9 protein-coding genes and 1 pseudogene are annotated in these 12,430 nt (G+C 65.7%); 3 read left to right on the forward strand and 7 right to left on the reverse strand.

The window, feature by feature from the left end; translation table 11 throughout:
• Nucleotides 1-110: 110 nt before the first annotated feature.
• The 3 genes from ACFLEY_RS33895 (at nt 111) to ACFLEY_RS33905 (ending at nt 4,638) form a co-directional block, all read left to right on the forward strand.
• The gene (locus ACFLEY_RS33895) at nt 111-2,822 is read left to right on the forward strand and encodes a patatin-like phospholipase family protein (RefSeq protein WP_249163323.1); all 2,712 of its coding nucleotides are present in this window, start codon (nt 111-113) and stop codon (nt 2,820-2,822) included.
• A gap of 306 nt (nt 2,823-3,128) precedes the next feature.
• Nucleotides 3,129-3,278, forward strand: coding sequence for a DUF1127 domain-containing protein (locus ACFLEY_RS33900; RefSeq protein WP_249163325.1), 150 nt, complete (start codon nt 3,129-3,131; stop codon nt 3,276-3,278).
• A 247-nt stretch (nt 3,279-3,525) separates the two neighbouring features.
• A complete protein-coding gene (locus ACFLEY_RS33905; protein WP_249163322.1) occupies nt 3,526-4,638 on the forward strand; it encodes an MFS transporter in 1,113 nt (370 codons plus the stop codon).
• Between the two features lie 49 nt (nt 4,639-4,687).
• Here ACFLEY_RS33905 and mdlC read toward each other — a convergent pair.
• The 7 genes and pseudogenes from mdlC to ACFLEY_RS33940 form a co-directional block, all read right to left on the reverse strand.
• Nucleotides 4,688-6,302 (reverse strand): annotated as a pseudogene (mdlC, locus tag ACFLEY_RS33910) (benzoylformate decarboxylase).
• A 22-nt stretch (nt 6,303-6,324) separates the two neighbouring features.
• Nucleotides 6,325-7,773: an aldehyde dehydrogenase gene (locus ACFLEY_RS33915; protein WP_060910953.1), complete on the reverse strand. Its 1,449-nt coding sequence runs from the start codon at nt 7,771-7,773 to the stop codon at nt 6,325-6,327.
• Between the two features lie 29 nt (nt 7,774-7,802).
• Entirely contained in the window at nt 7,803-8,471 is a 669-nt protein-coding gene (locus ACFLEY_RS33920; protein ID WP_249163321.1) for an MFS transporter, read from the reverse strand.
• Nucleotides 8,472-9,128 carry an MFS transporter gene (locus ACFLEY_RS33925; protein WP_309142129.1) on the reverse strand — a complete coding sequence of 219 codons (657 nt, stop codon included), beginning with the start codon at nt 9,126-9,128 and terminating at the stop codon, nt 8,472-8,474.
• Between the two features lie 89 nt (nt 9,129-9,217).
• Nucleotides 9,218-10,927 (reverse strand): FAD-dependent oxidoreductase, encoded by a 1,710-nt coding sequence (locus ACFLEY_RS33930; protein ID WP_060910952.1) that lies wholly within the window; start codon nt 10,925-10,927, stop codon nt 9,218-9,220.
• 46 nt (nt 10,928-10,973) lie between these two features.
• On the reverse strand, nt 10,974-11,441 hold the full coding sequence (locus ACFLEY_RS33935; RefSeq protein ID WP_028175557.1) for a MarR family winged helix-turn-helix transcriptional regulator: 468 nt from the start codon (nt 11,439-11,441) through the stop codon (nt 10,974-10,976).
• A gap of 45 nt (nt 11,442-11,486) precedes the next feature.
• Nucleotides 11,487-12,410: a LysR family transcriptional regulator gene (locus ACFLEY_RS33940; protein WP_060910951.1), complete on the reverse strand. Its 924-nt coding sequence runs from the start codon at nt 12,408-12,410 to the stop codon at nt 11,487-11,489.
• Nucleotides 12,411-12,430: the final 20 nt, after the last annotated feature.

Here is a 12,430-nt window from a genome sequence, read left to right on the forward strand (position 1 = left end):
AACCGCCGTCCGCGACATCGCCGCAACCTGCGCAGCAGCCCTCCCAAACACTGCCCAGACCATCGCCGACGGACCCGGTCCCGGGAAAACTCCTCGACGTCTACCAGGCGTTGAACGCGGACGACCGATGGGCCCTGTGCCTTTCCGGCGGAGGAATTCGCAGCGCGGCGTTTGCGCTCGGCATTCTGCAACGACTTGCGGCCCTGGAGGTCACGTCGAAGCGCCAGGGCGGGAAGACCGGCTCGGCCCTGACGGAGTTCGAGTATCTGTCGACCGTGTCGGGCGGCGGTTATATCGGCAGTTGGCTATCAGCCTGGCTCCATCAGGAGCGCGAGCGGCGCTCCAGTCCAGGCACGGTGGTTTCGGCGCTCAATCGGCGAGACAGCGTCGGTCAACTCGGCGATCACGAAGAAGCCGAGCCGGTTTCCAACCTCCGGCGCAACTCGCACTTTCTCGCCCCCAGCTTTTCGCCGATTTCTCCCGACCTGTGGAGCGACGTTGCCGGTGTCCTGCGCAACCTGTTCCTGAACTGGGTCCTGCTCGTTCCTCCGATGATCCTTGCGGTGCTCATCACCAACGCACTCTACTTTGCGGTCATCGATGCCGACAGCATCAGACGCGAGAATACGTCGGCCTGGTTCCTGGTTGTCATGTTCATACCAACCCTCTGCTTTCTGGCGTCCTTGTCGTTCTCCGTCGCGAACCGTCCCGGCCGCGGATGCATCAATGTCTCGCAACCCCGGTTTCTCGTTTGCGATCTCATGCCCTTCCTTGTCGGTGCTGCATTGCTGGTTTTCGTGTTGCGAAGCCAATACGGTCTGTCGATGCTCACGGACGTGACCACGGCCGTCGGGTTCAAAGTCGACAAGCAGGTCGAAAAAGCTCAATTTTACCCCGTCGTGGTGCTTCGCGGCGCCATCCTTGGCGTTCTATTCTTTCTTGCCTCCTGGGTGCTGGCGCGCCTGTGGACCCTGGTCTTTGGAAAGTCGGCCCGCCCACCGCTCGCGGCTCGTCCCAAGCATCCATGGATCGATCTCTTCGCCTGGTGCGTCGCCGGCGCCGCTTTTGGCGTGCTGGGTGCCGCGGGACTGGTCTTGCTTTGGCATTACGGCCCATCGGGTTCCGTTGCCACGACGGCGGGTTTTGCCTGCGTCCTCGGCCTGCCCTGGATCGTCATGGCGCGGATCGTCGCCGACGTGATCTACATCTCGTTTGCCGAATTCCTGTCCGAGGTGGACGTCGGGCTCGAATTCCAGGCGCGGTCGAGCGGACTCTTCACGCTGGCCTATCTCGGCTGGCTGCTGTGGTTCGGGCTCGTGCTTGGCACGCCACCGGCCGCAAGATGGATCGAGAGTCAGCTTGGCAGCGCGTTCGTCCCCTCGCTTGCGACCGGGGGAGGTCTTTCAGGCCTGCTTTCCGTCATCCTGGGAGCGAGCTCGAAGACCAGGGCCGCCGCCGAGCAGGCGTCGGGCGTTCGCCAATATCTCGGGCTCAACACGATTGCGGCGATCGCGGCGGGAATTTTCGCGTCGGTCCTGGTCGCTCTACTGTCCATCGCCTGGGACAGGGCGTTCACACTCGCGGCTGGCGCCGATCATCTACCCTGGAAAGTCGTCCTCATAGCCGGCGTCGCGCTCGGCGTGCTGATCTATGCAGCCTCGCATGTCCTCAGCATCAACCGCTATTCGCTCCACAGCCTCTACCGGAACCGACTGGTTCGCGCCTTTCTCGGTGCGTCGCGCAAAGAGAAGGACCGTGACAAGACCAAGAATGCCTTTACGGATTTCGACGGCCGCGACAGCCCGTATCTGTATGAACTCTGGGAGCATGGCGTCGCACCGACGGGGGCCAATTGGAAGCCGTTCCACGTCATCGGCGCGGCACTCAACCTCGTGTCGTCCAGGAATCTGGCTTGGCAAGAACGGATGGCGGCGCCCTTCACGTTCTCGCCGCTCCATTGCGGCAGCGGCAGCGCCGTATTTTCGGACGGTGCCTACCGGACGACCTACGCGACGACCAAGCAGCCCCGGCCCTACGGCGGAATGCTCACCCTTGGGACCGCCATGGCGATTTCAGGCGCGGCCGTCAGTCCGAGCATGGGCTACAACTCCTCGCCCGGCGTCGCTTTCCTGATGGCGCTGTTCAACGTGCGCCTCGGCTGGTGGCTGGCCAACCCGCGCGGCGACAATGCCTACTACGCGGAGGTCAAGCCGACAGATGCGCTCCGGCCGTTCTTCATGGAGATGTTCGGCCTGACCAGCGAGACCGAGCGCTGGGTCTACCTGACCGACGGCGGGCACTTCGAGAACCTCGGCCTCTACGAGATGGTCCGCCGGCGCTGCCGCGTGATCGTTGTCAGCGACGCCGGCTGCGACCCCGATTATTCCTTCGAGGATCTCGGCAACGCGCTGCGCAAGATCTGGATCGATCTCGGCGTGCGCATCGACCTGCGGGGCCTGGACCTGCTCAAGAAGCGCTTCACGGAACGGCCAAGCCCTGCAACGAAAGCGCCTTACTGGGCGGTCGGCGATATTCTCTATGGCGAGGCCGACGGCGGCACGTCGCAAAACGGACTGCTGTTGTACTTCAGGTCGGGCCTGCACGGCACGGAGCCCATGGGCGTCCTGAGCTACGCGATATCCCACCCGACCTTTCCGCACGAGACGACGTTGAATCAATTCTTCACGGAGTCGCAATTCGAGAGCTACCGCATGCTCGGCTACGAGATCGCGGAAAGCGCATTCGAAGCCGGAGGCGGTCTTTCGACCGGCACGTCCACCAAGGCGCCGCCGACTTTCGTCTCGATCATCAAGAACCTCTAGGACCGGATCGCAAGGTCACAATCCGGAATAAGGGGCCTGCCCTTCCCCAACCGCTGCTGCGGATGACTGAGTTCATATTCACTGACTATCGCTTGAGCACCCACGGAGCGTGTGATACATAGATCGCTTGGGACATTGACAACCGCCCGATGAGCTCCCGCAGCCAAGTGTTGTTTCGCTCCAATATGGAGGTGAAACATGTCTTGCGGCAGCACTACTTCCAATTCCGCTTACATCATCAACCCGCCCTCACTGCCTCTTCCCGACCTGCGATGGTGGAAGCTTCCACTTGTGTGGCTGGCTGGAATGGTGTGCGCGTGGGAACGACGGCGCCAGTACGGGGAACTTCTCGAACTCGATGATCGGCTGCTCGCCGACTTGGGCCTATCGAGGAGCACTGTTGAAGAGGTGCGCAGGTCTCCGTTGTATCTCGAAGCGTGGCACCACAGCCTATAAGGGGCCAAGGTCCCGAGATGGCGTTACAAGCGCCTGACAGCGACGACTAAGCTCGTTGGATGGGCCGAGCTCTTCGCGAGACTCATCTTCGTTGCAATCGGGTTGAGGGGTTTCGTGTTGCTCGACCCACCCGACGAGCTGAAAGTTCGGACGCCACAATCTCGAATAGCCGGGCCTGCCCTTCCCCCATTGGCACCGTCCCGTCAATCATGTACCCCAGCCAAAACCTTCACGGGACGGGACACTCATGGGGACCGCTGCCACTGACGACGCGGGAAGCGCCACCCGCGCGCTGATCTTCGCGCTGGTCGCGCTAGCATGCGGTCATATGCTTTCGACCTTGCTGCGCACCATTCCGGCCATCAGCCTCGACCTGATGGCGGCGGACTTCCATATCGAGCCGCAGGCGCTGGCGAGCCTGACCTCGGTCTATCATTTCGCCTTTGCCGCCGCGCAGATTCCGGTCGGCGCGGCGATGGATCGCTTCGGCGTGCGGCCGGTGTCGCTTGCCCTGCTGGCGGGAACCGTGTTCGGTGCGGTCGCGTCGGGCTTTGCGACAGGCCCCGAGAGCTTTGCGGTCGGCCAGCTCATGCTCGGCGTCGCCACCTCGGGCATGCTGATGTGCCCGATGACGCTCGCGGCCAAGCAATTGTCGGCGGCGCGATTTGGACTGTGGTCGGGCGCGATCCTCTCGATCGGCAATATCGGCATGCTGCTGTCGTCGAGCCCGCTCGCCTTCGTGGTCGACACCTGGGGCTGGCGTGCCGGGTTCTGGATCTCCGCAGCTGGCGGCGTCGTGGTGGCGCTCGCAGTGTTCGCGCTGGTGCCGAACCAGCCGGCCGAGCACAAGGACCATTCCTCGCCGATGGCGCAGATGATCGAGGTGCTCAGGCTCGGCCTGTCGCGGCCGCTGCGCGGCCTGATCGCGCTGGCGCTGGTGTCGCTGGCGAGTTCGCTGGTGCTGCGCGGCCTGTGGGGCGGACCATGGCTGATGGAGATCAAGGGACTGACGCGGGTCGAGGCCGGCAACCAGCTCGGTGCTTTCACGCTGGCGATGATCGTGGGGCCGCTTCTCATCGGCATGATCGACCGCAGGATCGGCCGGCGCCGTCAGCGCGGCTGCCGGGAGCACTCAACTGATCGCCGGCGCCATATCGAGCGGGCTGGTGGCGGTTCGCTTCGACGGACGGACTGCGCTCTCGATGACGGCGGTCATGGCAGCGTCGTCGCTCCTCGCGCTGGTCTTGTATTGTCTGGTCGCGCGTTCCGCCGACCGTCGCCTGCGATCGCAGGTGATCGGTGCCGGCGAAGCGATCCGCAGCTCCACGAGCTCTTAAGGTTCGCAGGACGCCGATGCTGAAGGACCCGGCGCGCGCTGACGCGAAAGGGGGTTTCATCGCCGAACAAATCTAGCGCGGATGGTTGAACAGGTCCGTCGTGGCGTCGTCGACGGCGATGTCGACCAGCGCGGGGCCGCCCGAGGCCAATGCTTCGGCGAGACAGCGGTCGAGATCGGCGACGTCGGTTATGCGGCGGCCCGGGCAACCGTGCCCCCTGGCGAGCGCAACGAAGTCGAGCCCGGGCAGGTCGATTCCAGGCGGACGATGCGCCTGCATCAGCTGGCTGAAGGCCCGCATCGCGCCATAGCCGGAATTGTTCATGATCACGAAAGTGATCGGCAGGCGACGCTGCGCCGCAGTCCAGATCGCCTGGATGCAGTACATCGCCGATCAGTGCGACGATGCGACGGCCCGGCCGCGCCAGCGCCACGCCAATGGAGGCCGGCAGGCTGTAGCCGAGCCCGCCGCTTGCCATGGTGTAGAAGCTGTCCGCGCCCGGCCGCGGCAGGAACTGCTGGATGGCGGGACGATGCGACGGCGCCTCCTCGACCACGATCGCATCGCGCGGCATCAGCGCCGACAGCCGGCTCAGCGCATAGGCCGGAGGAATCGGATTTTGCGCGGCGGGAACGGCAGGCCGGGTCCGCGCGGCCGGCCCCTCGCGCTTGGCGATGTCGGGCAGCGCCGAACGAAGCGCGACGAGCGCCTTCGGGAGCGTGCTGATGATGGTGTCACCGACCGCCGCGGCCGCGGCCTCGGCCGGATCGTCGGTGATCTGCCAGACCGGCGTTCCGTCGTCGAGCAATTCGCATTGTCCTTCGACGTGGAAGGTGAACACCGGCGCTCCGACCACGACGATCAGATCGACGCCGCGCAAGGCGCGCGCGAGCCCTCCGGGCGCTGCCGGAAGGAAGCCTGCGAATTGCGGATGCAATTCCGGAAAGCTCGAACGGCTCGACATCGGGCTTGCCCAAACCGCCGCCCTCGCCTGTTCGGCGACCGCGACCATGGCATCGACGCAGCCGTTGCGATCGATCTCGGGTCCGACGACAAAGGCAGGCTTGCTGGCCGCTGCGATGGCTGCGCCGAGCCGGACGATCGCCGCCGGATCGGGCGCAAACTCCGTTGCGATGTGGCGCACCGGCGGCGCGACGGCCGCCCGCGCCCAATCATCCGACGGCACCGACACGAATGTCGGGCCGCGCGGATGCTGCATGGCGGTGAGGAAGGCCTGCGCAATGGCCGCGGGCACATCTTCCGCCCGCGCAGGTTCCGAACTCCACTTCACATAGGGCCTCGGAAACTGCTCGGCATCCTCCGCGAAGAGATAAGGCCGCATCCGCAGCAGGCTGCGCGCCTGCTGGCCCGCCGTGACGACCATCGGCGTCTTGTTGCGGAACGCGGTGAAGAGATTGCCGAGGGCGTGGCCGAGCCCGGCCGCCGAGTGCAGGTTGACGAAGGCCGGACGCCCGGTCGCCTGCGCATAGCCGTCGGCCATGCCGACGACGCAGCCTTCCTGCAGGCCGAGCACGTAATCGATGTCGTCGGGCCAGTCGCCGAGAAAGGCGAGCTCGGTCGAGCCCGGATTGCCGAACACACGATCGACACCGAAGGAACGAAGCACGCCGAGGGTTGCTTCCCGGACCGTCAGGACTTTTGAGTTCATGGGTTGATTTCCCGGCATGCTTCGCCGTGTGGTGACGCGATCAGAAGGGATAGTGCTGAGGCTGGGTCTCGATCGTGATCCAGCGCAGATCGGTGAATTCGGCGATCCCGGCCTGACCGCCGAAACGGCCGTAGCCCGATCCCTTCACACCGCCAAACGGCATCTGCGCCTCGTCGTGCACGGTCGGTCCGTTGACGTGGCAAATGCCGCTTTCGATGCGCTGGGCCACCGTCAGCGCCCGCGCGACGTCGCGGCCGAACACGGCGGCCGAAAGACCGTACTCGGTATCGTTGGCGAGGCGGACCGCATCATCCACGCCGCGCGCGCGGATCACCGACACGACGGGACCAAAACTCTCCTCGCTGTAGATGCGCATGCCCGGGACGACGCGGTCGAGCACGGTCGCGGGCACGACCGTTCCGGCCCGCTCTCCACCCGCAAGCTTGACGGCGCCCCTGCCGATCGCGTCATCGATCAGCGCAACGACATGCCTGGCCGGCGCCTCGTCGATCATCGAACCGATCACCACCGGCCCGGAGCGCGGGTCGCCGGCCGGAAGCGCACCGGCTTTCTTGGCAAGCTTAGCGGCGAACTGATCGGCCACGCTCTCATCCACGATCACGCGCTCGGTCGACATGCAGACCTGGCCCTGGTTGATGAAGGCCCCGAACGCCACGGCGGCGACCGCGGCATCGAGGTCGGCATCGTCGAGCACGACCAGTGGCGCCTTGCCGCCGAGCTCGAGCAGCACCGGCTTGAGGTGGCGGCCGGCGAGCTCGGCGATGACGCGGCCGACGCGAGTCGAGCCGGTGAAATTGATCCGCCGCACCGCCGGATTTGCAATGAGACGTTCCACCACCGCCGGCGCATCGGCCGGCGCATTGGTCAATACGTTCACGACGCCGGGCGGAAATCCCGCGTCCCTGAACACCTCCCCGATCAGCCGGTGCGTTCCCGGACAGATCTCGGAGGCCTTGAGCACCACCGTGTTGCCGCAGGCGAGCGGCGTCGCCACGGCGCGAACGCCGAGAATGATCGGAGCGTTCCAGGGCGCGATGCCGAGGCACACGCCGGCCGGCTGGCGGACGGCCATCGCCAGACATCCCGGCTTGTCGGACGGGATCACCTCGCCCGCGACCTGCGTGGTCAGCGACGCCGCCTCGCGCAGCATGCCGGTTGCGAGCTTGACGTTGAAGGCCGACCAGACTTCGGTGGTGCCGATCTCGGCCATCATGATCCGGATGAAGGCGTCGCGCTTTGCCTCAAGCGCATCGGCGGCCTTCAAGAGCAGAGCGCGCCGCGCGTTCGGCCCGAGCGCCGACCACGCGGCGAGCGCGGCGGATGCCGCCGCCACCGCCGCGTCGGCGTCGGAAACCGTCGCGGCGGCCGCGCGGCTCGCGACCTCCTGCGAGAGCGGATTGCGCCGCTCGAATACCTTGCCGGTCGAAGCGGCCTGATCCTGACCGTTGATGAGAAGATTGACGTCCATGAGAACCTCCCTGATGTTTGTGGCTGGGCTCAGCCGAGCAGCCGCGATTTGCTGGTTTCGTGCGCGAAGCCGAGCGCGATCATCGCTGCCAGCGCGAGCGCGACGTAGTATCCCGTGATCGCGTAGGTGGAGCCCGTCTGCGCGAACAGGCTGGTGGCGACGAGCGGCGCGATGCCGCCGCCGAGCACCGTGCCGAGCTGCTTTCCGATCGACACGCCGGTGAAGCGGATGCGGGTCGGAAACAGCTCCGGGAAATAGCTCCCTTCGGTGCCGAACATCAGGGGATGGATTACGCCTGCGGCCAATATCACCGCACAGGTCACCAGCAGCGTGTCACGGCTCGCGATCGCACCGTAGAATGCAAACATCGAGATGGTTGCGAGCGCAACGCCGGCAAGGAACAGGCGTTTGCGTCCGATCCGGTCGGACCAGGCCCCGATCAGGGGCATGGCCACGAGCCCGACGAGATTGGCGAACAGCACGGCCTGCGTGATCACGTCCTTCGGAACGCCGAGCTGGCGCGTCGCAAACGAGATGGTGAAGATGGCCGTCAGGTAGAAGTAGGACGTCTGCGCCATCTCGGCGAAGAACACGATGAGGATCGGCCGCCAATGTCCCTTCACCGCCTCGACGACAGGCACGGTTTCAGCCGGCCTCGCCTCGCGGAAGGTCGCGCTCTCCTCGATGCGCAGGCGCATCTAGACGCCGAGCGCGACCAGCACCGCGCTGATCAGGAACGGAACGCGCCAGCCCCAGGACAGCAGATCCGCCTCCGGCAGCCGCGAGATCGCCAGCGCCGCGAACGAGGCCAGCACGACGCCGACGGGTCCCGCGGCCTGGATCACCGCGGCAGATAAGCCGCGTCGGTTGCCGGGCGCCGTCTCGATTGCCATGAGGATCGCCGCGGTCGATTCCCCGCCGAGCGCAAAGCCCTGGAGGAAGCGCAGCACGACGAGCGCGATCGTCGCGGCCACGCCCGCGCTGGCGTAGGTCGGCAACAGTCCGATCGACATGGTCGCAAGTCCCATCATGAGCAGCGTGCACAGCAGGACGGATTTGCGGCCCAGGCGATCGCCGAAATGTCCGAACACGATGCCGCCGAGCGGACGCGCCAGAAATCCGACGGCGAACGTCGCGAAGACAGCGATGGTCGCCGTGAGCTGATCGAATTTCGGGAAGAACAACTGATCGAACACCAGCGGCGCGATCAGTCCGTAGATGAAGAAGTCGTACCATTCGATCGCCGTGCCGATGGTGCCGGCGATCAGAATGCGCCAGCGGCCGCTCGCCGTCTGCGCGGTAGCGGCAGCGGTGGCGGCATGTTCGTCGTAGTCCTCGAATGCTCCTGTGGTCACGTTTTCCTCCTCCGTTGTCGTTGCTTGTTGTTATTGCGTTTGTTGTTATTGCCGTGCGGCCACGGGTTGGATGTGGCCGCGGGAACAGATCAGCTTGCCAGCCGCGCGCCATCGCCCGCGCCGTGCCCGAGCGCGCGGGCAAGAACGCGTCCGATCGTCCCGGCCTGTGACGCGCTGCCGCGCCAGGCCACGATCTGGTCTGGTCGGATCAGAGCGAGGTCCGCCTCGTAGAGATCGCGCAGCGACTTCGGCAGCGTGACGAGCTTGACGTCGACGCCGAGCGCGCGGGCCGTCTCGCCGAGCGGAGCATGGCTGGACGTGACGTCGCCGAACTGGAGCAGCGTCCACTCGAAACCGAACAGGTCGTACAAGGACACGCCGTCGTCCAGCCACACATGCGGTGCGCGGCCGCCGGGACAGGCGCTCGGAACGTAGACATTCGCGGCGTCCGGCGGCGGCTGGCTGCCGTCGGAGACGATGATCGGCGAACCGTCGTAACGTCCGCCGAAGGTGATGCCGGGGATGTTGAACTCGGCGCGGGCGTGCTGCTCGAGATAGACGCCCGCGATCCGCCGCGCCTCGCCGCCGGCGTCAGTGGCGTCCTCGATCTCCGGCGCGGGCGCGAACAGGCCGAGGGAGTCGGCGAAGCGGCGCGCATAGTCGGTGTTGCGAAGCGCCACCGGACGCCGCTCGACCTCGTAGCTGTCGAGCAGCGCGGCCGGGCTCACGCCCTTGACGACGCTTGCGAGCTTCCAACCGAGATTGACCGCATCCTCGATCGCGGTGTTGTAGCCGAGGCCTCCAGTCGGCGTGAACAGATGCGCCGCATCGCCGCCAAGGAACACCCTGCCCCGCTGCATCGCATTCGCGACCAGCGCGTGGCCGGCGGTCCAGGTCAGGAACGACAACACCTCGCATGCGATCGGCGCGCCGCAGGCGCGCTGGAACGCCGCCTTGGCCTCGTTGACCGTGATCGCGCTCTCGTCTTCGCCCGGCCGGAGCTGGGTGTGGAACGCGAATTCGTCGCGCCCGTTCACGGAGGCCATGAAGGCGCGGCGGTCGCCGTTGAAGCAATTATACATCCACGCTTTGGCATGCGGGATGCCGGCGTAGAACTCCGGCGAACGGACATAGACCGCCAGCATGCGGCCCCCCATGAAGTCGCGCTGCGTCCCGGTCTCGCCGCCATAGACGATGCCGAGCGATTGCCGGACCTGCGAGCGCGGCCCGTCCGCGCCGACCAGGAAGTCGGCCCGAACCTGAAAGCGGCTGTTATCATCGAGACATTCGATCTCGCCGACGACGCCGTCGTCGCTCTCGGCGTAGCCGATGAGGCGATGACCGTAGTTGAGCTGGATTCCGGGAAGCCGTTCGGCGTGCCGGCGCAGCACCGCCTCGACATATTTCTGCGAGACGCGATGCGGCAGCTCCGCGGCGCTCCAGGAGCCGGACAGGCCCTTGACGAGTTCGCTCGCGCGCGAGGACGACGGCAATGCAAACCGCGCCAGTTCATAGCCGGTGTAGCGGGTGAAATACGCGACGTCGGTCGGATAATCGGCCGGCAGGCCTTCGCGCCTGATCTCGTCGGCAAAACCCAGCCGCCGATAATGCTCCATCGAGCGCGCCTGCGTCGCATTGGCTTGCGGATTGAACGCCGTACCCGGCTTTTCATCGACCAGGATCGCGGACACGCCGCGGCGGCCGAGTTCGTTAGCCAGCATCAGCCCGCATGGGCCCCCGCCTACGATGAGCACGGCGGCCGTCAGACGTGTTTCCAAGGCGCTTCTCCCTACCAGCATTATCTTGCATGGTAAGGTTGCCTGACGATATCGTCAAGTAGCCTGACTATTCGGCGTCGTCGAGCGTGTCGAACTGCGCGCCATAGACCGCCAGGCCCTTCAAGATCGCCTCCATCGTGGCCTTGCCGAGCTCGGCGCGCATCTCCTGCTCGGCGATGTCGACGGCATCGCGGAACGCATCGAGCCATTTGCGTCCGGCCGGCGTGAACATGACGATGCGCGCGCGCCGGTCGGTCGGATCGGCGATGCGGTCCACCAATCCGAGCTCGGCGCATTGATCGACCAGCTCGCCCATCGCCTGCTTGCTCATCGACGCGCGGCGGGCGAGCTCCGTTAGCCGCGTCCCCTCCACGTCGAGATTGCGGGTGAGACTGACATGGGCGATGCGCGTCTCGTCATGCCCCCGCTCGCTCATCAATTCGAGCACGCGGCCTTCGAAACGTCGCACCGCGTTGTTGAGCAGGCGGCCGATATTGGCATGCCGCCACGCCGTCCCGGATGTCCTGGATTTCAATGGATATGCCTTCTCGGAAACAGTCGGGATTTCAGTGTCTGTCACTTACTTCGCCGCGTCCATCCATATCCCCGGCTGCGAATGCTCGCGGATGTGGGTGACGAGGAAGTCGGAAAAGGCCCTGATCTTGGCCGGCAGCCCGGCACGGTTCTGGTAGGCGATGTTCATGGTGAGCAGAGGCAGCTCCCAATCCAGCAGGACCGGGACGAGACGGCCCGCCGCGATATCGCTCTGGACGATGTAGAGCGGCTGGATGAGGATGCCGAGACCCGCCAGCGCCGCACCGCGGATGACCTGGCCGTCATTGCTGTCGAGCGTCGGCGTGATGCGCACCGTCTGCGCGCCGTTGCCTTTGCGCAGGCGCAGCGAATAGGGATCGTTCGCAAGGTTGTAGACGAGCATGTTGTGGCGCGCGAGATCGGCGGGCTGTTCCAGCTCGCCTGCGCTTGCGAGATAGGAGGGCGCGGCTGCCAGCACGCGACGCATCTGGCCGATGCGGCGGACGATGATGTTCGAATCCGGCTCCTGCTCGCGCGTGCGGATCGCCACGTCGATGCCCGCCTCGATGAAGTCGGGATAGCGGTTGGCGGTGGTGATCTGCATGTTGAGCTTCGGATAGCGCGCGCGGAAGGCCGGCAGCATCGGCGCCAGGTAGATCACCGCAAAGGACAGCGAGCTCGTGACCCGCAGCATGCCCTGCGGCGACAGCGCGCGATCGCTGACGATGTCCTCCGCTTCCGCCAGTTCGCTCAGCACCCGGCTGGACCGCTCCAGCAGCTCTAGCCCCGCCTCCGTCAGCCACAGGCGGCGCGTGTTGCGTTCGATCAGGCGAACGGCGAGGCGCTCCTCGAGCGCGCTGAGATGGCGGCTCGCGGCCGCGTTCGACACGCGCAAGGCCTCGGCTGCTTTGGACAGGCTGCCGAGCTCGGCCGTCTTGGCGAACACCTCCAGTTGGAGCAGGCGATCCATTTTTCCACTTTTAGGAAAAG

It is taken from the genome of Bradyrhizobium sp. YCK136, assembly GCF_044570075.1.
GTDB lineage: Bacteria > Pseudomonadota > Alphaproteobacteria > Rhizobiales > Xanthobacteraceae > Bradyrhizobium > Bradyrhizobium diazoefficiens.

Excerpts from the sequence above, each read along its gene's own strand:
- ACFLEY_RS33900 (WP_249163325.1), top strand. The coding sequence starts at position 3,129 with ATGGTGTGCGCGTGGGAACGACGGCGCCAGTACGGGGAACTTCTCGAA.
- ACFLEY_RS33920 (WP_249163321.1), bottom strand. The coding sequence starts at position 8,471 with ATGCGCCTGCGCATCGAGGAGAGCGCGACCTTCCGCGAGGCGAGGCCG.
- ACFLEY_RS33905 (WP_249163322.1), top strand. The coding sequence starts at position 3,526 with ATGGGGACCGCTGCCACTGACGACGCGGGAAGCGCCACCCGCGCGCTG.
- ACFLEY_RS33930 (WP_060910952.1), bottom strand. The coding sequence starts at position 10,927 with ATGCTGGTAGGGAGAAGCGCCTTGGAAACACGTCTGACGGCCGCCGTG.
- ACFLEY_RS33915 (WP_060910953.1), bottom strand. The coding sequence starts at position 7,773 with ATGGACGTCAATCTTCTCATCAACGGTCAGGATCAGGCCGCTTCGACC.
- ACFLEY_RS33940 (WP_060910951.1), bottom strand. The coding sequence starts at position 12,410 with ATGGATCGCCTGCTCCAACTGGAGGTGTTCGCCAAGACGGCCGAGCTC.